Origin of the sequence: Oceanospirillum sp. (assembly GCF_048265165.1) — a bacterium.
Taxonomy (GTDB): Bacteria; Pseudomonadota; Gammaproteobacteria; order Pseudomonadales; family Halomonadaceae; genus Oceanospirillum.
The window spans coordinates 167,240-190,231 of the sequence record NZ_JBLXCD010000003.1 but is presented as its reverse complement, the minus strand read 5'-3'; the positions used below and the strand labels follow the sequence as shown (position 1 = coordinate 190,231).

Here is a 22,992-nt window from a genome sequence, read left to right as displayed (position 1 = left end):
GCTATAGCAGGAGTGTTTTCTGAGTGTGCCGCTAAGTGTTACCGCAATGGGATAGGCTCTTCTTCCGGGTTATAAGGCAACAGTTGAATCAGAATGCCGTATCGAGGGTTGTCTATGTAGTGGAGATCACGGCTGCGCATCCTGCGTGACTGCTTAAGAGGGATTACCGTATCTACTCGGTACTGACGGAAGCCCAGCAGGGCAAGGGATGGATTGGGTACAGCGGTGTTCTGTTGTAGTACCGACACAGAGCTATCATGGTGGCTTAGACGCCCATTAAAGTCTGCAGGATTAGCCTGATCTGTGTTGTGATTGGCTTCAAACTCTCTTAGATAGAGATTGGTATCCAAGTGCAGGTATCGGGCAACAGAAATCTCAATACTACCCTCAAGCTCAAACAGGTTATCGAACTGCTCTCCACCCTGTATCAGGATTGGTGTGCTGTTTTCCCGGTCGTAGACCGGCATGCTCCAGGCCTCATGGTACATAACCCGAAGGCCACTGCGCCGCTTCAGGCGATTATACTGAGCATTTAACTGCATCTTTTTTTTCGGCATATAAAAGAAATTTGGCAGTCGATTGTTTTTTATATCGGCCCTTTGCTGTGAACTAAGGGGGACAACCCCAACAGGGGTTTCGACCAGCTCAGTTTCACCCTGACTATTGGTCTTTACGCGCGTCTGTACTTCCTGCTGAGTGACCCTAAGGAGCTCAGACGTTATATCGGAAGGGCGGTAAAGCTGTAAATAAGATGCAGGTAGTTCGACCTGTATATTTTCCGGCCAATTCTCCGATAAACCTTCATCTTGCTCTTCATAGCTGAAGATAATCATTTCTACGGAGTAGTAGCGTGGGGCGGGTTTGCCTGCGGTGCTATCTGCAGCCAATACTGGTGAGCCAACCATCATCGCCAGTAATGCGGTGGACAGAATGCACAGGCCTGCTGCGCGCTCTGCTGTCTGGCGTCCCCATGTAAGAAAAGCTGTTCTGTTTTTTTGGCTTTGCATCATTGGATCAATAGTTCTCATTTTAGGCTGCCTTCTCAGGTGACAGTTTTGACAGCAGCGTTTCTATCACCGAGAACCGTCGTTCCGGTTGGTTCATAAGGTCGGTAAAGCGTAATTTACTTGCACCATCAAGACGATACCGGTTTGGCGCTGATTGTACCATTTTAACAATGGAGAGGGGTTCTACCTGAGTTTCAGCGGAGAATTCAAGGCTACCATTTTCAGCACCGCAGTCGATTCGGCTGATACCCAGGCTTTCCGCGCGAAGCTTAAGCCGGGTTTGATTGAATAGGTTTTTAACCGGTTCCGGCAATAAGCCGAAACGGTCGATCATCTCCACCTGTAACTCTTTTAACTCAGGATTGGATTTAGCGTTAGCAATTCGTTTGTACATCACCAGGCGGGTGTGTACATCAGGCAGGTAGTCATCAGGTATCAGTGCCGGAATACGCAGATTGATTTCAGCGCCCTGGTTCAGGGGCTTATCCAGATCGGGGGTTTTACCCTGTTTGATGGCGTTTACTGCTTTATCCAGCATCTCCATATAGAGACTGTAGCCTACCTGCTCCATCTGACCGCTTTGACCCTCACCTAATAGCTCACCTGCGCCGCGGATCTCCATATCATGAGTGGCCAGTGTGAAGCCTGCGCCCAGATCGTCTGCCAGGGCGATGGCATCCAGGCGCTTTTCGGCATCTTTGCTTAGTTTTTTGCCTTCCGGGGTTAGCAGGTAGGCGTATGCCTGATGGTGTGAGCGTCCGACGCGTCCCCGCAGCTGGTGTAGCTGAGCTAAACCAAACTTATCCGCTCGCTCAATAATGATGGTATTGGAGCTGGGGATATCGATCCCGGTTTCAATAATGGTAGAGCAGACCAGTACATTGAAACGTTTATGATAGAAATCGGACATCAGTTGTTCCAGTTGCCGCTCCGGCATCTGCCCATGTGCAACGCCGACTCTAGCTTCTGGCACCAGCTCCCGAATAGTTTCTGCCGCATTTTCGATAGTTTTCAGGTCGTTGTGCAGGAAGTAGAGCTGACCGCCCCGGAGAATCTCCCGCAGTATCGCTTCTTTAATGGTTGGCTTATCATATTTACGAACAAAAGTTTTCACGGAAAGTCGCTTGGCTGGTGGTGTGGCGATGATCGACAGATCCCGGATACCAGACATTGCCATATTTAAGGTGCGGGGGATGGGGGTCGCTGTCATGGTGAGAATATCGATTTCAGAACGCAGAGATTTGAGTTTTTCTTTCTGTTGAACGCCAAAGCGGTGCTCTTCATCAATAATTAACAGGCCAAGGTCATCGAAGCGGGTATCTTTCTGTAATAGCTTATGGGTGCCAATGACAATATCTGCTTTGCCGTTGCCCATACTTTCCAATACTGCTTTCTGTTCTTTGGCAGACTTGAAACGGGAGAGCACTTCCACCTGCACCGGCCAGTCGGCAAAGCGATCCCGGAAGTTTTCAAAGTGCTGTTGCGCCAGTAAGGTTGTGGGTACCAGAATTGCCACTTGCTTACCGCTTTGAACCGCCATAAACGTAGCCCGCATAGCAACTTCGGTTTTACCGAAGCCCACATCACCGCAAATAACACGATCCATTGGCTGGGGTGAGGTCATGTCCTGAATCACGGCGTTGATCGCCATCATCTGATCTGGGGTCTCTTCAAAAGGGAAGCCCGCTGAGAAGGCCTCATAGGAGTGATCCGGGTCATCATGCTTAAAGCCTTTTCGGGCAGCCCGGCGGGCGTAGATATCCAGCAGCTCGGCTGCGGTATCACGGATTTTTTCAGCGGTTTTACGTTTGGCCTTTTCCCACTGTTCTGTGCCCAGTTTATGCAAAGGGGCGTGATCATCGCCGGCACCGGAGTAGCGGGAGATCAGATGTAGTGAGCTGACCGGAACATAAAGCTTGGCCCCATCGGCATATTCCAGCGTCAGAAACTCGGCTTTTTGTTGGTCGATATCCAGTACCTGTAAACCCAGGTAGCGGCCAACCCCGTGATCGATATGCACAACGGGTGCGCCTTCCTGTAGTTCTGTCAGGCTGCGTATTGTGTACTCGCCAATATCGGTTGCTTTCTGACGGCGCCGGCTCTGGAAAACCCGTTGACCAAACAGCTGGCTTTCACTGATCAGCTCAATAGCGGGGTTTTCACAGGTGATGCCCTCCAGAAGCGGAGCAACTGCGATAGTCAGTTTGCTCTCGGCTTCTGGAGCGGAGGTAAACGCCTGCCAGTTATCAATACCGGTTGGTGTGCAATGAATGCGAGCGAGTAGTTCCAGAAGAGCTTCACGGCGACCGGCGGATTCGGCGCAGAAAAGTACCTTTTTATCTGTACCGGCCAGATGATCCTGCAGCTGTTTTAGCGGTGTATTGCTTTTAGCATCAATAGGAAGCTGAGCAGGTTCGCTGAACGGCAGATTAATCCGTCCGGCTTTTTCTTCAATTGAAGAGGTATGCAGCTGAATACGGGCAAAGCTTTTGAGCCGGCTGAAAAGCTGGTTTACCGGCAGAAACAGCTGCGGAGGAGGCAGAATCGGGCGTTGGATATCATAGCGGCGATCTTCGTAACGGCGCTCGACCTCTGCCCAGAAGTGCTCGGCGGCTTCTTCGGTATTGTTGTGGCTGACCAGCAGAGTGTTGTCCGGCAGGTAGCTGAAAAGATCGGCAGTTTGCTCAAAAAACAGCGGCAGATAGTATTCCAGTCCAGGTGAAGGGATGCCTTTGCTGACATCCTGATAAAGAGGGCACTGGCGGAAGTCGATATCAAACTGTTCCTGAAAAGCGATTTTAAACTGGGTTTTTCCGCTGTTGTCCAGGGGGTATTCTGTTGCGGGCAGAATGCGGATCTGATCGGTTTTTTCCTGAGAGCGCTGAGTTTCGGGATCAAATGTACGCAGAGTGTCGATCTCATCATCAAACAGATCGATGCGGATCGGTTGATCGCTGCCCATTGGAAAAATATCCATCAGGGCGCCACGGATTGCGTATTCGCCATGGCTGTAGACATTGTCAACGCAGTGGTAGCCCGCCTGTTCCAGCTGGCGGCTCATGGACTGGGCATTAAAGGACTGACCTGTTTCCAGGAGAAAGGTCGAACCACTGATATAACTTTCCGGTGCCAGCCGTTGCATTAATGTTGAGGCTGGCGCTACCAGTACGCCTTTTTTCAGTTGGGGTAGCTGAAACAGTACTTTCAGGCGCTCTGAGATAATGTCCTGATGGGGAGAAAATGCATCGTAGGGCAATGTTTCCCAGTCAGGCAGGCGAAGTACCGGTAGCTCATCCGGCAGAAAGAATTCAAGTAGCTCCGCCAGTTGCTCTGCATCGCTTTGGCTTTGAGTCACCACAAACAGCAGGCGGTCCTGCTGTCTTGCCAGCTCACTGATAATAAGTGCGCGGGCGTTCCCGGGTAAGTTTCCCCAGTGACGGGTATCGCCGGGCTTAACGGGAACTGTTTGAGGCTTGAGCTGCAGTTGCATCATGTCTGGTCCGTAGCTGTATAAAATGTCTTAGGGGACAGAAAAGACGATAAGTCTAAGGCGGTGTATATGAATGTAAAGCGTACATATTCAGGATTTAAACAGATAAGTTTAATATGGAATGCTTCAATCTGGCCGTGAAATAGACTTTGGCCGTAAAACCGGCGTTTAAATTTGCCCTTTGGGCATTCTGCTTTCATAATACGCCCGCATTTTCGGTTGAGATTTTTTTTGATTTAAAGTGAGGCCGCCCGTGAGTCAAGATATGTTAGATAGCTGTTTCCAGGATTGGCAGGAGCGTGAAGCTCTGGCTGAAGGTATGATCCCGCTGATCGGTCAGCTGTATCGTAAAAACAATGTAGTGACTTCACTGTATGGCCGCGCAATGGTCAACCAGTCGGTTATCCGCATCCTGAAAGACCACCGCTTTGTTCGCCAGGTTGAGGGTACTGAGCTGTCAGTTCGTGACACGCATCCTATTCTGGAAGCGATGGCAGGTATGGACATGGGCCCTGCTCACGTTGATATTGGTAAACTGGCTGTTAAGTTCAAGAACGAAGGCGGTAGCGACCTGGAAGCCTTCCTGCGCAAAGAGCTGGATACAGCCGTAGGTAAATATCAGGATAATGGCGAAGATGGCTATAAAGATGTTGTGCTTTATGGTTTTGGTCGTATTGGCCGCTTGCTGGCGCGTATCCTGGTTGAGAAAGCGGGTGGCGGTAATAAGTTGCGCCTGCGTGCAATTGTTGTTCGTGGTGGTAAGGACGGCGATCTGCAGAAGCGTGCAAGTTTACTGCGTCGTGATTCTGTGCATGGTTCTTTTCAGGGTACAATTTCTGTTGATGAGGAAGCAAAAGCGCTGATCATTAATGGTAATTACGTCCAGATGATCTATGCAAACTCGCCGGCTGAAGTTGATTATACGACTTACGGCATTAACGATGCGATTGTTGTTGATAACACAGGTATGTGGCGTGATGAAACGGGTCTAGGCCAGCACCTGAACTGTAAAGGTGCATCCCGTGTTCTGCTAACAGCGCCTGGTAAAGGTGATATCAAGAATATTGTACATGGTATTAACAGTGACGTGATCGAAGAAGGCGATAAGATTCTTTCGGCTGCATCCTGTACGACTAACGCCATCGTACCTGTTCTTAAGGCGATCGAAGATAAATATGGCATTGAGCATGGCCATGTTGAAACAGTTCACGCGTTTACTAACGACCAGAATCTGATCGACAACTTCCATAAAGCGAAGCGTCGTGGTCGTTCCGCGCCGTTGAACATGGTGATCACTGAAACCGGTGCGGCTTCTGCAGCAGCCAAAGCACTGCCTTCCCTGAAAGGTAAGCTGACCGGTAATGCGATCCGAGTTCCAACGCCGAACGTATCAATGGCGATCCTTAATCTGACCTTGGGTAAAGAGACGTCTGTGGAAGACGTTAACGATTACCTGCGTGATGCGTCACTGCACTCATCTATTCAGAAGCAGATCGACTTTGTTCAGTCTCCTGAAGTGGTTTCTTCCGACTTCGTTGGCAACCGTCATGCAGGGATTGTAGATGGTGAGGCAACCATCGTGAATGGCAAGCAGGCTGTTCTGTATGTTTGGTACGATAATGAATTTGGTTATAGCTGCCAGGTTGTACGTATTCTACAGCAGATCTCTAACGTACATTTCCAGCATTTCCCGGCACGTTGATCCGCTGATAAATGCTGATCCGGTCTTTTATCCGGATATAATTAAAGCCCACTCAATGAGTGGGCTTTTTTGCATCTAAGTAAAAGAAAATTAAACATTTTTCCTGTTATCTATCCGGTAATTGGCGGATATTTTCAGACGTTGCCCCCTAAATGACCGAAATTAACTTAAGGCTAATGCGTTTGTTGGGCTGAGGTTGTAGCAAAATGTCGCAGGTCGAGTGGTAAAGGGGCTGGCAGGTCTTTATAATGTGTTCGATTTTGGGCGTGATCCGGGTGGGCAGACCTGTGATTACGAAAACAGCCAAGCTGGCCATAAGAATTATCGACCTGATGCAGGGTGCTTCTCAGCATATCGGGGCATGTTGCCTCAGGTTATCTAAGCTTTACCTTTAAAAAATAACTAAGTGATTGGGCGAGACGTATGATAAAAATCAAACGTGGCCTTGATCTGCCTATAGCCGGCGTACCTAAGCAAAGCATCGAAGATGCTGCTCAGGCACGTACGGTCGCTGTGATTGGCACTGACTATGTGGGTATGAAGCCTACAATGATGGTGAAGGTCGGCGATCAGGTTAAGCTGGGTCAAGAGCTCTTCAGTGATAAAAAGACCCCGGGCGTGAAGTATACGGCTCCTGCTGCTGGTGAGGTTGTAGCAGTTAACCGCGGTGAGCGTCGTATTCTTCAGTCTGTGGTCATCAAAGTTGCCGAGCAGGAAGAAAGTGTTCAGTTTGCTCAATATAGTCAGAGTGAACTGTCATCGGTGGAGCGTACAAAGGTTCAGGAGCAGCTGGTTGAGTCCGGTCTGTGGACTGCGCTACGTACTCGTCCATTTAGCCGTGTTCCTGCTTTGGAAAGCACGCCAAACTCCATTTTCGTTACGGCAATGGATACTAACCCTCTGGCGGCTGATCCTGTGGCTGTTCTTAAAGGACAGGAAGCAGATTTCCAGGCTGGATTGGATGTTTTGGCGCGCCTTACTGATGGTAAGGTTTTTGTCTGTAAAGCGGCAGGTGCTTCTGTACCGGCTCAAAACAGCGGCCAGGTTGTGGTTGAAGAGTTTGCAGGCCCTCACCCTGCAGGTTTGGCTGGAACCCATATCCACCATTTAGATCCTGTAAGTTCTGGCAAAACAGTTTGGGCGATTGGTTATCAGGATGTCGTAGCCTTTGGTCAGCTGTTTCTGACAGGAACGCTGAATGTTTCCCGTGTCATCGCTCTGGGCGGCCCTGAAGTTAAAAACCCGCGTTTGGTTAAGACCCGTCTGGGTGCCTCTCTGGAAGATGTATGTGGTGCGGACATCGCAGACCGTGATTCAGTACGCCTGATCTCTGGCTCTGTGTTTGGCGGAACAACCGCTAAAGGCCCTTACTCTTTCCTTGGACGTTACCACACACAGGTCAGTGTACTGAAAGAAGGCACTGAGCGTGACTTTATGGGTTGGTTGTCGCCGGGCGCGAATAAGCACTCCATGCTGAATATTTATGTTTCCAAACTGTTTGGCCTGAAGAACTATGCGCCATCTACCAATACAAACGGTAGTGAACGTGCCATGGTTCCTGTAGGTTCTTACGAACGCGTTATGCCTCTGGATATCCTGCCGACTCAGCTGCTGCGTGCACTGATCGTTGGTGATATCGAAACTGCAATGCAGTTAGGTTGTCTTGAGCTGGACGAAGAAGATCTTGCCCTGTGCACCTATGTTTGCCCGGGTAAGTACGAGTACGGTCCTCTCCTGCGCAACAATCTGACCACGATTGAGAAGGAGGGGGCATAATGGGTCTGCGTAAAATCCTTGATAATATGGAACCTCACTTCCACAAAGGTGGTAAGTACGAGAACTGGTATGCGCTGTACGAAGCAGTTGATACCATTTTTTACTCTCCGGGTTCTACAACTAAGCACACAGCTCACGTACGTGACGGCGTTGACCTGAAACGTATGATGATCACCGTATGGATGTGCACCTTCCCTGCGATGTTCTTCGGTATGTGGAATGTGGGTTACCACGCGAATATGGCGATGGCTGAAACCGGCCTAATGGCGGCTGAAGGCTGGCGTGGTGGTCTAATCAGTCTTTTTGCTGGCTATGACCCTGCAAGCCTGTGGGACAATATGATCCACGGTGCGATGTACTTCCTGCCGGTTTATGCCGTGACCTTTATTGTCGGTGGTTTCTGGGAAGTGCTGTTCGCGATGAAGCGTGGCCATGAAGTGAACGAAGGTTTCTTCGTTACCTCTATCCTGTTTGCACTGACTCTGCCCGCAACCATTCCTCTGTGGCAGGTTGCACTGGGTATTACCTTCGGTGTGGTTGTTGCTAAAGAGATCTTTGGTGGTACTGGTAAGAACTTCCTTAACCCTGCTTTGGCAGGTCGTGCCTTTCTTTACTTTGCTTATCCGGCTCAAATCTCCGGGGACGCGGTATGGACTGCAGTAGATGGCTATACTGGAGCAACGGCTCTGGGTGTTGCTGCTGCTGATGGCATGGCCGGTCTGACAGAGACGCTGACTTGGTGGGATTCTTTCACCGGTGTTATGCCGGGCTCTATGGGTGAAACATCGACTTTGGCAATCATGATCGGTGGTGCCGTGCTGTTGGCAACCAAGATTGCATCCTGGCGTATTGTGCTGGGTGTGTTTGTCGGTATGTTTGCTCTGAGTTCTCTTCTGAATGCTATCGGTTCTGATACAAACCCTATGTTTGCACTGCCTTGGTATTGGCATCTGACGCTGGGTGGTCTGGCCTTTGGTATGTTCTTCATGGCGACTGACCCTGTGTCGGCCTCTATGACGAATACAGGCAAGTTCTGGTTCGGTATTCTGATCGGTGTTATGACCGTAATGATTCGGGTGATCAACCCAGCATTCCCTGAAGGGATCATGCTGGCGATTCTGTTTGCGAACCTGTTTGCACCGTTTATCGACCACTTTGTGGTTCAGGCCAATATCAAACGGAGAATGATGCGCAATGTCTAGTAGCAACGATTCCATCAAGAAAACGCTTACCGTAGCGTTACTGCTGTGTATCGTCTGCTCCGTGATTGTTTCCGGCGCAGCGGTTATTTTCAAAGCACAACAGCAGGAAAATAAAGACCTGGATCGTAAATCTAATATTCTGGCTGCAGCCGGTCTGTTAGAACCAGGTAAGTCAGTCGATGAGCTGTATGCTCAGATTACCCCTCGTGTGGTAAACCTGAATACAGGTGAGTATACGGACGAAGTTAACGCTGAAACTTACGATCAGCTGAGAGCGGCTAAAGATCCTGCTATGTCTAAAGCACTATCCAACAGTGAAGATATTGCCAGCATCAAGCGCCGTGAGCAGTTTGCTACGGTATACCTGGTTGAGAAAAACGGTCAGCTTGACCGTATTATTCTGCCGGTACGTGGTTACGGCCTGTGGTCAACCCTACATGGCTTTTTAGCTCTGGAGGCTGATGCTAACACGGTTGTCGGTCTTGGCTTCTACCAGCACGCGGAAACTCCGGGGCTGGGCGGTGAAGTTGATAATCCTAAATGGAAAGCGATCTGGCCAGGTAAAAAAGTGTTTGAAGGTAGTAGCATGACGCCAGTGATCGAAGTGATCAAAGGTTCCGTTGATGCAGGTACTCCAAACGCTGAGCATAAAGTTGACGGCCTGTCCGGTGCAACTCTGACCAGTCGTGGTGTAAGTAACCTGGTTAAATACTGGGTCGGCAGTGAGGGCTTTGGTCCTTACCTCAGCAAAATTCGTAAGGAAGGAGTATAAAGATGGCTGATACTCCAAAGGGTGTTCTGGTAAGCCCTATTTTCGCTAATAACCCAATTGCTCTACAGATTCTGGGTATTTGTTCCGCTCTGGCGGTAACGACCAACTTGGGTACTGCCCTGGTGATGGGTGCGGCTGTATCTCTGGTGACCGCGTTCTCGAGTATGTTTATCTCGATGATTCGTAATCAGATCCCAAACAGCATTCGTATTATTGTGCAGATGACGATTATTGCATCTTTAGTAATCGTCGTTGACCAGGTACTGAAGGCTTATGCTTATGAAACCAGTAAGCAGCTGTCAGTATTTGTGGGACTGATTATTACCAACTGTATCGTAATGGGCCGTGCTGAAGCATACGCGATGAAAAATGGTCCTGTGATGAGCTTCATCGACGGTATCGGTAACGGCCTGGGCTACACTGTGGTTCTGCTGTTCGTTGGTTTTGTTCGTGAACTGTTTGGTTCCGGTAGTCTGTTCGGTATCCAGATTCTTGAAAAGATTAACGATGGAGGTTGGTATCTGCCTAACGGCATGATGCTGCTGCCACCTTCTGCTTTCTTTATTATTGCGGGCTTTATCTGGCTGATCCGTACCTGGCAGCCTTCCCAGAATGAAGTGGCTGAGTTTAAGATCGCTCCCAATACTCAGGCTAAGGAGGCCGTATAATGTTTGAATACTACTTAAGCCTTTTGGTTAAGGCAGTGTTTGTAGAAAACATGGCCCTGGCATTCTTCCTGGGTATGTGTACCTTCCTGGCCGTTTCAAAGAAAGTAGAAGCGGCATTGGGTCTGGGGATCGCAGTTGTTGTGGTTTTGGTCATTACTGTACCGGTAAACAACCTGATCTATAACAACCTGCTGCGCGAAGGTGCGCTGACCTGGACTGGGATGGAAGGTGCGGAATCTATTGATCTGAGCTTCCTGGGGTATCTGAGTTACATCGGTGTTATTGCGGCGATGGTTCAGATTCTTGAGATGTTCCTCGATAAGTTTGTACCTGCACTTTATAACGCGCTGGGTGTCTTCCTGCCGTTGATTACTGTGAACTGTGCGATTTTGGGTGCGTCTTTGTTTATGGCAGAGCGTGACTACAACTTCGGAGAGTCCGTGGTATATGGTGCGGGTGCTGGTATCGGTTGGGCGCTGGCGATTGTTGCGCTGGCAGGTATCCGTGAAAAACTGAAGTACAGTGATGTGCCAAAAGGCCTTGAAGGCCTGGGTATTACTTTCGTGACTGTAGGTCTGATGTCTCTGGGCTTTATGTCCTTCTCAGGCGTACAGCTGTAATTACAGTTGGCGGAAACTTAGAACAAAAAGGTTCAGAACATGGTTGATTCACAACTTATTGTGCTGGGCGTGGTCATGTTCACGATCATCGTAGTATCTCTGGTACTGGTGATTCTGGCAGCACGCAGCAAGCTGGTTAGCAGTGGCGATGTCACGGTAACCATTAATGGTGAGCAGAAAATTACCACCCCTGCTGGCGGTAAACTGCTACAGACATTGGCCTCGAACGGTATCTTCCTGTCATCAGCTTGTGGTGGCGGTGGTTCCTGTGCACAGTGTAAATGTATTGTATCTTCCGGCGGCGGCTCTATCCTGCCTACGGAAGAGTCCCACTTTACAATGGGCGAGAAAAAAGAAGGTTGGCGCTTATCCTGCCAGGTTCCTGTCAAGCAGGACATGGAAGTAGAAGTGGAAGCCGATGTATTTGGCGTGAAAAAATGGGAATGTACTGTAGAGTCTAACCCGAACGTAGCCACCTTTATTAAAGAGCTGACCTTGCGTCTGCCGGAAGGTGAAAACGTAGATTTCCGTGCTGGCGGTTATGTTCAGCTGGAAGTGCCTCCCCATGAGGTTCACTACAAAGACTTTGATATTGAAGAAGAATATCGTCCGGACTGGGACAAGTTTAACATCTGGAAATATGTGTCTAAGGTTGATGAGCCTATCACCCGCGCATATTCCATGGCGAACTACCCGGAAGAGAAAGGCGTTGTTAAATTCAATATCCGTATCGCATCTCCACCTCCGGGTCGTGATGATGTACCACCGGGTCAGATGTCCTCTTATGTCTTTAGCCTGAAGCCGGGTGACAAGATTACCGTATCAGGTCCATTTGGTGAGTTCTTCGCTAAAGATACCGACAACGAGATGGTCTTTATCGGTGGTGGTGCGGGTATGGCGCCAATGCGTTCTCATATCTTTGACCAGCTGAAGCGCCTTCATTCCAAGCGTAAGATCTCTTTCTGGTATGGTGCGCGTTCCGTACGTGAAGCCTTCTACGTGGAAGAGTTCGACAAGCTGGCCGAAGAGAACGAGAACTTTAGTTGGCATCTGGCACTGTCTGATCCTTTGCCTGAGGACAACTGGACAGGTATGACTGGTTTTATCCACAACGTACTGTATGAAAACTACCTGAAGGATCACGAAGCGCCTGAAGATTGTGAGTACTACATGTGTGGACCTCCAATGATGAACTCAGCTGTGATCCAGATGCTTGAGAATCTGGGTGTGGAGCCAGAGAACATTCTGCTTGATGACTTCGGTGGTTAAGTAATGTGCAGTGATCTCAGGTTGTCGCCTACTGTTTATACCAGAGCAGGATGGCGGCAGATTGGAAAACTGATCACTGGCAGCCTGTCCCGTTCGGGGCAGGCTCTGAAAGTAGGGCTGGCCTTAATAGGGCTGGCCCTTCTTGCTGGTTGTGATAGTGATCCGGTTGTTATTAAATTTTCCGGCCCGATTATGGGCACGCAATATCATGTTTCTGTGGTCGAAAGTGAAGGCCTCAGCCTTGATGAAGCCGGGCGACAATCGCTGGCTCAGGGCATTAAAGATTCCCTTGTCGATGTTGATCTTAAAATGTCGACCTATAAACCGTCTTCTGAACTGTCCCGGTTTAATCAGATGGATACTGGAGAGTGGTTTCCTGTTTCGGGGGATACCGCTGCCGTTGTTAACGAAGCACTGCTGATTGCAGAAGAAAGCGGTGGGGCATTTGACCCTACTATAGGGCCTTTGGTTAACCTTTGGGGTTTTGGCCCGGACCTTAAACCTGATCAGGTGCCCAGTGAAGCTGAGCTGGCACTTGCTTTTGAACGGGTAGGCCATCACTCGGTTCAGGTGAAAGGTCTTGAAGGAAAGACTCCGGCTATTCGAAAAAATAAAGCGATCTACCTGGACCTTTCAGCCATTGCAAAAGGTTACGCTGTTGATCAGGTTGCCCGTTATTTACAGAAGCAGGGTTATCAAAATTACCTGGTTGAAGTGGGTGGCGAACTCCAGCTTAAAGGGCGTAAGCCGGATGGTTCTTCCTGGCGGATAGCAATCGAGAAGCCTAACACTCAGGGGCAGGTAGCACAGCAGGTTCTGGCTGTGACGGATGTCGCTGTGGCAACCTCTGGCGGATACCGGAATTATTTTGAAGCAGATGGTCAGCGTTATTCTCATACGATTAACCCTCTGACGGGCAGGCCTATTACGCACAAACTGGCTTCAGTAACTGTTTTACATGCTTCCTGTGCAACGGCGGATGCCCTTGCGACTACATTGATGGTTATGGGGCCTGAAAAAGGGCTTGAATTTGCCCGTCAGCACAAGCTTGCTGTTTATATGTTGGTCAAGGCTGAAGAAGAAGGCTTTGATGTGATCCGGACGGAACAATTTACCGCTTTGACGAATCAGAAGTACTGAGTCGTATTTTCCGTCTTTTTTATCGTTATAAATTTATCGTTACAACGAGTTTTAATGAATAATCTGAGGTACTCTTAAATGACTACAATGATTCTGGCGTTTGTTGTTATCGCGTTACTTATGACAGGTATGGCTGTAGGCGTTCTGTTTGGTCGCAAACCTATTACAGGCTCCTGTGGTGGTATGAGTGCTATCGGCATGGTTGCTGATTGTGATATCTGTGGTGGTAACAAAGATATCTGTGAAACTGAGCAAGAGAAAAAAGCAGGCAAGGCCTCTCAGCGCGCAGATCTTTCATATGATGCAACACAAAGTGCAGGTAAAAATAAATAACATTACAGTCGGCAATGACAGTTTCTGCAGATGATGGGCATTTTTCCTGATAAGAAAGCAGTGGCTATGCAATTGTTTGTACAGCGTTAAGGTTTAGCGTTAGGTGTGATGTTATAAATAATAATGACGTTTGTTTTTGCAGATACGAGGCGAAAGCATAATTGCTGGCTGTGACTCATGAGTCCACATTAGGGTGTTCGGGCCTGTTTAGGCTCAAAATCAGAAGGCTCAGGTGCAGCCAGATCTAACACGACGGTTAGGGAGTTATTCGGCGACAATGGCGGTATATAATTACGACGTAGTAGTGATAGGTACAGGCCCTGCAGGTGAAGGCGCAGCAATGAACGCAGCAAAACACGGTAAGCGTGTGGCTGTGGTTGAAATGCAAAGCTCTGTAGGTGGTAATTGCACTCACAAAGGAACTATTCCCTCCAAGGCGCTGCGTCATGCGGTGAAGCAGATTATCCAGTTTAATACCAACCGCATGTTTCGCGATATTGGTGAGCCTCGCTGGTTCTCTTTCCCAAAGGTTCTGGAGCGCTCTCAGCGTGTGATTGAGCGTCAGGTTCAGCTGCGGACAAACTTTTATGCCCGTAACCGGATTGATGTCTATTTCGGCAAGGCCCGTTTTCTGGATTCCCACACCGTAATGGTACGTGACCCGCATAATGGCACCGAAGAGCTACGCGCTCAGAAGATCGTTATCGCTACCGGTTCGCGCCCTTACCGTCCGGCAGATATTAATTTCCGCCATCCTCGTATCTATTGCAGTGATACGGTTCTGACGTTGGGGCACACACCGCGTCGTCTGATCATCTATGGAGCGGGTGTTATCGGCTGTGAATATGCGTCTATCTTTAGTGGTTTGGGCGTAAAAGTAGATCTTATCGACAACCGTGATCGTCTGCTTTCCTTCCTGGATGACGAGATCTCTGATGCTCTGAGTTACCATCTGCGTAACACAGGTGTTCTGATCCGCCACAACGAAGAGTATGAGAAAGTCACTGCCGATGAGCAGGGCGTCACGATGGAACTGAAGTCTGGTAAGAAACTACGGGCAGACGCCTTCCTATGGTGCAATGGCCGTTCCGGTAATACCGATGATATTGGTCTTGAGCTTGTGGGTCTTGAAGCGAATGGACGGGGTCAGTTAGAAGTTGATCAGCACTACCGTACCAGCGTTGAGCATGTTTACGCTGTGGGTGATGTGATCGGCTGGCCGAGTCTGGCAAGTGCCGCATATGACCAGGGGCGTTCGGCGGCGGCAGATATTCTGGATGATGACGAATTCCGCTTTGTGAATGAAGTTCCAACCGGAATTTATACGATTCCTGAGATCAGCTCTGTTGGCCAGAGTGAACGTGAACTGACCGAAGCTAAAATCCCCTATGAAGTGGGTCAGGCCTTCTTTAAGGATACGGCTCGCGCTCAGATTACCAGTGAAACTGCAGGTATGTTGAAGATACTCTTCCACCGGGAAACTCTGGAGTTGCTGGGTATCCACTGCTTCGGTGACCAGGCATCTGAGATTGTGCATATTGGTCAGGCGATCATGAACCAGGAAGGTGAAGGCAATACGATCAAATATTTTGTCAATAATACCTTCAACTACCCAACCATGGCGGAAGCCTACCGGGTAGCGGCACTGAATGGCCTAAACCGTCTGTTCTGATTGTTAGTTCTATATGCTGTAAGTAGCCTCTGAATTTCGGTTCAGGGGCTTTTTTATGAGTGGCGTTAATTCGCCAGTGATTGTGGCATTATAACTTTGTCATTATTGGAGAATCTCTTATGTCATTCGTTTTATCTGCAGTTCATCGGCTTTCCGGTTATTACCGAGCCCTGTTTCTGTTGCTGTCTACCGTTTTGTTCACGGGCTGTGCCCAGCTGGGGACAATGGCTGAAAATGCGATTAAAAGTCCGCAAGTTGTCTCCCAGAAGATTCAGGTGAGCAAAATGGACTTCAATTACATCTATTTTGATGCGGATATCGAACTGCTGAACCCCAACCCGGTTGCCCTGAACCTGGATGGCTTTAACTATACGCTGGATGTAGAGGGTCAACAGTTAGTAACAGGTGATAACAACGGCCTGAGCCTGAAACCGAGTGGGCAAGCCAATATCAGCCTGCCATTTAAAGTCCGCCTGGACAGTCTGGTTAAACTGGCACCGGAGCTACTGAAAAAAGATCAGCTGGAGTACACCTTTGGTACAGTGCTGACCCTGAACGGCCCTCTGGGGCTGAAATGGCAAAAACCGGTTACTGTAAGCAAAACCATAGCGACGCCGAAGTTACCGGAAATCAAAATGCCAAAAATCAGCCTGGGTGATGTCAGCTTAAGCGGCCTGCAGCTTAATGTGCAGCTACCGGTCAACAACCCGAATATGTTTGGTGTTAACCTGGAGCAACTGAGTGCCGCACTGGTGATTAACGGTATGAAACCGGTTCAGATCGGCAAAGACAGCGAAACTCGCCTGCCGGCAAAAAGTGAAACCATGTTGGATATCCCGCTCAATTTCTCCTGGGACAGTGCCAGCCGCTCCTTGCTGTCGATCCTGCGTGATGGCCAGCTGCCGGATATCAGGCTGGAAGGGAACTGGAAGCTTAACCCCGAACTGCCAGGCTTTCAGGTGCAACAGTTTGACTTTGGTTTCGAAGATGGCAGGATGATTTAATAGATTGGTTCAATCATTACTGTTGCCTGTGACCTTACTTATTGCGTGACGTCTTTATTATTACGCGGGAGGTGTCAGATCAGAAAATCATTCGTCTCCATAGGGATCCTTCTTCTGCTGGGTATAAGTTATCCCGCAGAGGCGGACACTTGTGTCAATATGAAGGTATCTGGCAGCGGATCTCGCGTGGCCGCAGGGTCTTTCGATAATGTGTATGGGCCGTTTAAAATCTCCTGTCTGGGCGCGGTTTCTTTTAAATTCAAAGATTTATCAGGCAATAGCCCAAACAGTGTTATAGAGCATATTATTGAACGAAACACCAAAGGTGTATGGGTGCCGGTTTCTAAGAGTACAAGCCGTGGTGTAAGGAGCTTTAGTCGCAACTTCTTCCCAAGGGTGGCAGGCCAATACCGCTACCGGATTAGAAATACCGGCTCCAGTATGATCCGTAACTGGAGTATGGAAGGGCGCATTCCCCTAAAAGGAATTTCAGGTGCTCGGTAGTGCGGTTTTTTGGCGAGTCGCCATACCTTGCTCTTTGGGCTAAAATTTGGAGTGTTAAAGAATAGGCAGGCATGCAATGTATAACCTTCGGGAAAAGCTTGAGCAAAGGCTCAAAACGTTGAATACAGCCCGTAAAACCGGTCAGGATCAGGTTAAAGGCTATGATCTGTCGAAAGAGTCCATCACCCGCTCACTACAGGAAGCAGGCATTCTCGATCAGAAAGGGGATGTGGTGCAGCGGTTGAAAGGAGGTTAGATGCACTTATCGCCAGGGATAGCCATATCTAAATTCCTCCAAAAAAGCAGTGGAAGCTGATGAAAATGGCCATACTTTTCTGGGTGATCTGGATTGTCAGGTCATTATGCGTCTGCATCAGATGAATAATCAGGCCATTATGGAAGATCTCAGCCTGTCGGATATGCATGGGCAAAACAAACGCAAGGTTCAGAATCATCCGTCGTTTCTGGATTCCGTTCGAGGCATGTTTCCTGAAGGTGATCCGCTCTATTCAAATGCCGGCTTTCAAAGCCGGAATCATATTCAGCTGTGTATTGTGAACCCAAGCGCGATTGTCGGGTATTTCGACCTGAGGCATCGGAATGCTTGGTATAAGACGGTTTGATTTCCATATCAATTTGAGGATCAAATTTGAATGTAGCAAAGCACGTAGGACATGGCTTCATCGAGGTTTCTATATTGTTTTTTTACTATGTAGTATGGCACTGAACTATTAATGAAAAAACATGCCTCTTCGTTGCTGATCTCGAGAAGCTGAGCTGTCGCATTTATAATGTCTACCTTCTGGTATTTTTCTGTTTGTTCCAAAAAGTTGCCTATAGAGTTGATGGGTTTCTCTATATTTTACAATATCGAAAAAAGTGATTACTCGTAATCAAGTAGGGGTGTATGAATAGTGCGAGGAGGGAGTCTCTGAGGAAAGCTCAAGAGCGCTTCAGGGCCAAGAAAAAAGAGGGCGGGAAGGTCAACGTCCAGCTTTATATCAGTAAGTCCACCTTAGACAAGGTAAAGAAAATTAGAGGTGATGAGCCAAGGTTGAAGTTAGCGAAAGATCAGTCTATCGGAGCTTATCTTGAAGACATTTTGGAAGAGTTCGCTCACCGAAAATCTGCATTGAATGATCTGCAAACTTTGCCTAGAAATACAACGCCCTTCCGTTCTTATTCAGAGCAGATAAAAGACATTAATGAAAGGTTAGATCAGGAAAAGAATGGTCTGATGATAGATGAGTTAAAAGATTTTAAGTTGCCAAATGAGTTGGCGTACACTCGAGAAGAAGTTCTACAAATCCTCTGTAGGATAGAGGCCGCCATTGGCGTAGAAAAATAAAGCCCCTTGGATCACTCCAAGGGGCGTTTTTGTTGGCGCGGCCTAAACCTTAGGGTTTAAGGTGTCAGATGCCGTTTGGTCAGGTCCCCGTAGGCATCAATCCGGCGGTCGCGGCAGATACAGAGTGGCCAGGTTGTCTGGCCGCTCTGATTAAGGTGTCAGATGCCGTTTGGTCAGATCCCCATAGGCATCAATCCGGCGGTCGCGGAAATACGGCCAGATGCGGCGGGTGTCTTCGGTGCGCTGTTTGTCGATTGTGGCGACCAGTACACAGGCATCTTCTCCGGCGTGTTGCAGTAGTTCACCCTGCGGGCCTGCGATAAAACTGCCGCCCCAGAACTGGATACCGTCACTCTGGCCGCTTGGGTCGGTTTCGTGACCCACTCGGTTCGCCGCCATTACCGGCAGGCCGTTGGCGACGGCGTGGGCGCGTTGGATCAGCGTCCAGGCGTCTTGTTGGCGCTTTTGTTCCGCGGCATCATCCCTTGGGTCCCAGCCGATAGCGGTGGGGTAGAGCAGAATCTCAGCACCGGCCATCGCCATCAGGCGGGCGGCTTCGGGATACCACTGATCCCAGCAGACCAGAACCCCCAGTTTACCCACGCTGGTTTCAATCGGGCTGAAACCTGAGCGGCCATCATTAAAGGTGGCATCCCCCGGTGTGAAATAGAATTTCTCATAGAAGCCGGGATCATCGGGAATATGCATCTTGCGATACGTGCCCGCCAGTGAACCATCTTTATCGAATACCACGGAGGTGTTGTGATAAAGCCCCGGAGCCCGCTTTTCGAAAATAGAGCCAACAATTACCATGTTGAGTTCATCGGCCAGTGCGGATAAGCGCTGGCTGGTTGGGCCGTCGATCGATTCCGCCAGATCAAATAGATCCGTATCTTCTGTCTGACAAAAATACTGGGTGGCGTGCAGCTCCTGTAATAGCGCTAGTTCGCAGCCTTCTGCAGCCAGTTCACGCAACCCTTGTTCACTAATCGACAGACTCTTGGCCTTATCGTTAAAAGCGTGCTGCTGCACCAGACCGACTTTTAAGGAGGTGCTGCGTTTTGATGTGTCTGTTGGGTTGGTCATTAGGCAAGAACTCCTTCCGGTAGCTGCATGGTCAGGCAGTGCAAACTGCCGTACTGCTCAACAATCGGACGGCAGTTGATGGCGATAATCTCATGGTTCGGGAAGGCGATCTGCATTTGGCTGAACGCTTGCTGATCCAATTGTTCATTACCGTAAATGGGGAGCAGTACCGCGCCATTAATAATCAGGAAATTAGCATAAGTGGCGGGCAGGCGGTGGCCCTCTTCGCTAAAGCAAGGCTCGGCCATCGGCAGAGGTACCAGCTTATAGGCTTGGCCTTGATAATCGGTAAAGGCTTTTAGTTGATTTTCCATCGCTTTCAATGCGGGATAGTGCTCGTCGCCTTCATCCGTACACTGAACATAGGTGATAGTGTGCGGGTCACAGAAGCGAGCTAGGGTATCCACATGGCTATCGGTGTCGTCGCCTGCCAGATAGCCATAATCGAGCCATAGGGTGCGCTTTAGGCCGAATTTCTCTGATAGCAGCGCTTCGATGGCCGCTTTATCCATAGAGGGGTTACGGGTTGACGCTAGTAAGCACTCGCTAGTGGTTAATAGGGTGCCGTGGCCGTCTGACTCAATACTGCCGCCTTCCAGTACCAGATCAACGGTTTCCATTGGACAGGCAAAGGCGTTTACTGCAGCAAGTTTACGGTTCAGGGCGGTATCCAGTCGGGCATCAAACTTATTGCCCCAGCCGTTGAATATAAAGTCCAGCAGCAGTGGCTTATCATTTTTGATGACGGTGATAGGGCCGTGATCCCGCGCCCAGGTGTCGTTGGTTTCCTGAACAAAAACACTCAGCTTCGTTTGCAGATTTAACTCAGCAAAGTGAGCGATTACTTCCTGCTTTTTAGTCTCACTGGATACGGTGATCAGTACTTTTTCACGACGGGCAATTGCTTCTGCAATCTGATAAAACACAGGTTCAACCTGCGTCAGAAAAGGCGCCCAGTCACCGTTGGCGTGTGGCCAGGTCAGCATAACACCGCTTTGCGGAGCCCATTCCGGTAACAACTGACAGCGTTCGGATAAAGTGGTCTGGTGACCTGGTGCTTGAGAGTCTGAAGCGGTGCTCATCAGTGGCAATACCTGCATATTTAGAGAAGAGATTAGGAATAAATCAGGGTTTGTCAGCCTGATTTTATTTTGCAGACCGAAACTTGTTATGAGCCTTTATGTCTCATAGATTCTGGTTCATTTTGGGGCTGGAATTTAGCAGAGAATAGCACTTTGTCCAGTGCTATTCAGCCGCTGAGCTTTAATGTATCTGTACGGATAACAAAACAGCAGCAATAGTGTCGGAAAAAAATGGCACAATTGGCAGAACACTTAGGGTTTAGCGTATGATAAGCCCACTAAAAACAGCCTGTTAGCGAGAGTATCCCTTGTACAGGATATTCATTTGAAATGGGCGTTGGCTCCACAAGCCTGCGTCATAGCCTGAGTCAAACATGATGTTAGACAAGATTCCCTTTTTTATCGGTTTACGCTACACACGCGCCAAGCGGCGTAATCATTTTATCTCTTTTATCTCTTTAACCTCTATGCTGGGCCTGACTTTGGGGGTGGCGGTACTGATTCTGGTGCTGTCGGTGATGAATGGCTTCGACCGTGAACTTCGTCAGCGCATTCTGGGCATGGTGCCCCACGCCACTATCAGCTCTCAAAGCGGTTTTCAGAATTGGCCTGAGGTTGCTGAAAAGCTGGAACAGAATGAGCATATTCAGGCGGCTGTGCCCTACGTAAAGGCACAGGGGATGTTTACCCACAGGGGCTATGTTCGTGGTGCTTTAGTGAACGGCATTATGCCGGAGCTTGAGGATAAGGTCTCCATCATGAAGGATCATATGGTGGCAGGCTCTTTGGGTGATCTGAAACCTGGTGAGTTCGGTATCATTATGGGTGATCTGTTGGCGCGCTTCATCGGTGTCGGTGTTGGCGACAAGGTGACGCTGATGATTCCGGAAGCCTCAATTACACCGGCGGGTGTTTTTCCCCGTATGAAACGTTTCACTGTTGTGGGGCTTTTCAGTGTCGGGGCGGAGCTGGACAGTAATCTGGCGGTGGCGCATATCGCGGATATGCAAACCCTGATGCGATTGGATAAAGATATCCATGGTCTGCGTCTGCAGCTGGATGATCTGTTTAAAGCCCGTGAAGTGGTCTGGAATCAGCTGCAGGAACTACCGCCTAATATGCGCGGTAGCGACTGGACGCGAACCCATGGCAACCTGTTTCAGGCGATTCAGATGGAAAAGCGTATGATCGGTCTGCTGCTGATGATTGTGATTGCGGTTGCCGCGTTCAATATTGTGTCTACTCTGGTGATGGTGGTGACCGATAAACAGGGGGATATCGCGATTCTCCGAACCTTAGGGGCAACCCCGGCCACCATCATGGGTATTTTTATGGTACAGGGTATTGTGATCGGGCTGACGGGAACGCTGATTGGCACTGGACTTGGTGTTCTGGCTGCGTTGAATGTGAGTGACTTTGTTGCCTGGGTGGAACAGATTATGGGGATTCAGTTTCTGGATAGTAATGTTTATTTCATCAGTTATTTACCGTCAGAACTACGTTGGGATGATGTGGGCGTTATTACCGGTTCTGCATTTGTGATGAGTTTCCTGTCGACCTTGTACCCTGCGTGGCGGGCGTCCCGAATTCAACCTGCGGAGGCTCTGCGTTATGAGTAATCAACCTGTGCTGGAGTGTACCGACCTGTCGATGGAGTATGTGAACGGGCCAGAGAAAGTTCAGGTGTTACAGCAGCTGAATTTTAGTGCTTTCCGTGGTGAGCGTATCGCTATTGTGGGCAGCTCTGGTTCCGGTAAAACCACTCTGCTGCACCTGTTGGGTGGGTTGGATAAACCAACGTCCGGTGATGTGACTATTGATGGTAAAGCACTGGCTAAGCTAACCGATGCAGAACTGGGTCTGTTCCGTAACCGAAGTCTCGGTTTTGTCTATCAGCTGCACCATCTGCTGCCGGAATTTACCGCGTTGGAAAATGTGCTGATGCCGATGCTGATCCGGGGTGACAAGCGTAAGGTGGTTTTGCCCCGTGCGATGGCTCTGCTGGAACGTGTGGGTCTTGGACATCGTGTTGATCATAAACCATCAGAGTTATCCGGTGGTGAGCGTCAGCGGGTAGCGATTGCCCGCGCCCTAGTAGGTGAACCAGCCTGTGTACTACTGGATGAGCCCACCGGTAATCTGGATCCGAATACTGCAGAGTCTGTGAATCAGCTGATGCTGGAGATCGGTAAAGAGCATCAGACCTGCTTTATCACGGTAACTCACGATATGGCACTGGCACAGCGGATGGATCGGGTGCTCAAGCTGGATCAGGGGCAGTTGGTTGAACAGACTCGACCTGTGGAGATCATCTGAG

At 49.2% G+C, this 22,992-nt stretch carries 20 protein-coding genes; 16 read left to right on the top strand and 4 right to left on the bottom strand.

Translation table 11 applies throughout. The annotated features are described in order from the left end of the window. Positions 1 to 38: 38 nt before the first annotated feature. Both ACN0R8_RS07870 and mfd read right to left on the bottom strand, forming a co-directional pair. Positions 39 to 1,028: a CsiV family protein gene (locus ACN0R8_RS07870; RefSeq protein ID WP_417596534.1), complete on the bottom strand. Its 990-nt coding sequence runs from the start codon at positions 1,026 to 1,028 to the stop codon at positions 39 to 41. 1 nt (position 1,029) lies between these two features. Continuing rightward, a complete protein-coding gene (gene mfd / locus ACN0R8_RS07865; protein WP_417596533.1) occupies positions 1,030 to 4,500 on the bottom strand; it encodes a transcription-repair coupling factor in 3,471 nt (1,156 codons plus the stop codon). A gap of 250 nt (positions 4,501 to 4,750) precedes the next feature. Between mfd and ACN0R8_RS07860 the strand changes: the two genes are divergently transcribed. From ACN0R8_RS07860 to ACN0R8_RS07795, 14 genes are all read left to right on the top strand, one after another. Then, positions 4,751 to 6,199 (top strand): glyceraldehyde-3-phosphate dehydrogenase, encoded by a 1,449-nt coding sequence (locus ACN0R8_RS07860; protein WP_417596532.1) that lies wholly within the window; start codon positions 4,751 to 4,753, stop codon positions 6,197 to 6,199. Positions 6,200 to 6,622: 423 nt separating this feature from the next. Then, the gene (locus ACN0R8_RS07855; protein WP_417596531.1) at positions 6,623 to 7,975 is read left to right on the top strand and encodes a Na(+)-translocating NADH-quinone reductase subunit A; all 1,353 of its coding nucleotides are present in this window, start codon (positions 6,623 to 6,625) and stop codon (positions 7,973 to 7,975) included. Beyond that, complete coding sequence (locus tag ACN0R8_RS07850; protein ID WP_077242708.1) at positions 7,975 to 9,177, top strand: NADH:ubiquinone reductase (Na(+)-transporting) subunit B; 1,203 nt, start codon at positions 7,975 to 7,977, stop codon at positions 9,175 to 9,177. The genes ACN0R8_RS07855 and ACN0R8_RS07850 overlap by 1 nt, the downstream gene beginning before the upstream one ends. Next, positions 9,170 to 9,949, top strand: a complete 780-nt coding sequence (locus ACN0R8_RS07845; RefSeq protein ID WP_417596530.1) for a Na(+)-translocating NADH-quinone reductase subunit C — start codon at positions 9,170 to 9,172, stop codon at positions 9,947 to 9,949. Before ACN0R8_RS07850 ends, ACN0R8_RS07845 begins: the two co-directional genes overlap by 8 nt. A gap of 2 nt (positions 9,950 to 9,951) precedes the next feature. Beyond that, a complete protein-coding gene (locus ACN0R8_RS07840) occupies positions 9,952 to 10,617 on the top strand; it encodes an NADH:ubiquinone reductase (Na(+)-transporting) subunit D (RefSeq protein WP_417596529.1) in 666 nt (221 codons plus the stop codon). After that, positions 10,617 to 11,237 (top strand): NADH:ubiquinone reductase (Na(+)-transporting) subunit E, encoded by a 621-nt coding sequence (gene nqrE, locus ACN0R8_RS07835; protein WP_417596528.1) that lies wholly within the window; start codon positions 10,617 to 10,619, stop codon positions 11,235 to 11,237. The genes ACN0R8_RS07840 and nqrE overlap by 1 nt, the downstream gene beginning before the upstream one ends. Before the next feature lie 39 nt (positions 11,238 to 11,276). Beyond that, positions 11,277 to 12,506 (top strand): NADH:ubiquinone reductase (Na(+)-transporting) subunit F, encoded by a 1,230-nt coding sequence (gene nqrF / locus ACN0R8_RS07830; RefSeq protein ID WP_417596527.1) that lies wholly within the window; start codon positions 11,277 to 11,279, stop codon positions 12,504 to 12,506. A 3-nt stretch (positions 12,507 to 12,509) separates the two neighbouring features. After that, a complete protein-coding gene (locus ACN0R8_RS07825; protein WP_417596526.1) occupies positions 12,510 to 13,646 on the top strand; it encodes an FAD:protein FMN transferase in 1,137 nt (378 codons plus the stop codon). A gap of 78 nt (positions 13,647 to 13,724) precedes the next feature. Beyond that, on the top strand, positions 13,725 to 13,979 hold the full coding sequence (nqrM, locus tag ACN0R8_RS07820) for a (Na+)-NQR maturation NqrM (RefSeq protein ID WP_417596525.1): 255 nt from the start codon (positions 13,725 to 13,727) through the stop codon (positions 13,977 to 13,979). A gap of 277 nt (positions 13,980 to 14,256) precedes the next feature. Then, a complete protein-coding gene (sthA, locus tag ACN0R8_RS07815; protein ID WP_077242701.1) occupies positions 14,257 to 15,651 on the top strand; it encodes a Si-specific NAD(P)(+) transhydrogenase in 1,395 nt (464 codons plus the stop codon). A gap of 119 nt (positions 15,652 to 15,770) precedes the next feature. After that, positions 15,771 to 16,655, top strand: coding sequence for an LEA type 2 family protein (locus ACN0R8_RS07810; protein WP_417596524.1), 885 nt, complete (start codon positions 15,771 to 15,773; stop codon positions 16,653 to 16,655). A gap of 580 nt (positions 16,656 to 17,235) precedes the next feature. Beyond that, positions 17,236 to 17,415 carry a hypothetical protein gene (locus ACN0R8_RS07805; protein WP_417596523.1) on the top strand — a complete coding sequence of 60 codons (180 nt, stop codon included), beginning with the start codon at positions 17,236 to 17,238 and terminating at the stop codon, positions 17,413 to 17,415. Between the two features lie 49 nt (positions 17,416 to 17,464). After that, a complete protein-coding gene (locus ACN0R8_RS07800; RefSeq protein WP_417596522.1) occupies positions 17,465 to 17,782 on the top strand; it encodes a hypothetical protein in 318 nt (105 codons plus the stop codon). Between the two features lie 284 nt (positions 17,783 to 18,066). After that, positions 18,067 to 18,507 carry a hypothetical protein gene (locus ACN0R8_RS07795; protein WP_417596521.1) on the top strand — a complete coding sequence of 147 codons (441 nt, stop codon included), beginning with the start codon at positions 18,067 to 18,069 and terminating at the stop codon, positions 18,505 to 18,507. 150 nt (positions 18,508 to 18,657) lie between these two features. Here the strand turns inward: ACN0R8_RS07795 and ACN0R8_RS07790 are convergent, their stop codons facing one another. Further along, entirely contained in the window at positions 18,658 to 19,593 is a 936-nt protein-coding gene (locus ACN0R8_RS07790; RefSeq protein WP_417596520.1) for a carbon-nitrogen hydrolase, read from the bottom strand. After that, complete coding sequence (locus tag ACN0R8_RS07785) at positions 19,593 to 20,675, bottom strand: agmatine deiminase family protein (protein WP_417596519.1); 1,083 nt, start codon at positions 20,673 to 20,675, stop codon at positions 19,593 to 19,595. The genes ACN0R8_RS07790 and ACN0R8_RS07785 overlap by 1 nt, the downstream gene beginning before the upstream one ends. Positions 20,676 to 21,052: 377 nt before the next feature. On the opposite strand from ACN0R8_RS07785, the gene ACN0R8_RS07780 reads away from it, so the two are divergent. Together ACN0R8_RS07780 and lolD are read left to right on the top strand one after the other, a co-directional pair. Continuing rightward, entirely contained in the window at positions 21,053 to 22,294 is a 1,242-nt protein-coding gene (locus ACN0R8_RS07780; protein WP_417596851.1) for a lipoprotein-releasing ABC transporter permease subunit, read from the top strand. Then, positions 22,287 to 22,991, top strand: coding sequence for a lipoprotein-releasing ABC transporter ATP-binding protein LolD (gene lolD / locus ACN0R8_RS07775; RefSeq protein ID WP_417596518.1), 705 nt, complete (start codon positions 22,287 to 22,289; stop codon positions 22,989 to 22,991). The genes ACN0R8_RS07780 and lolD overlap by 8 nt, the downstream gene beginning before the upstream one ends. The last annotated feature ends 1 nt before the right edge of the window (position 22,992 follow it).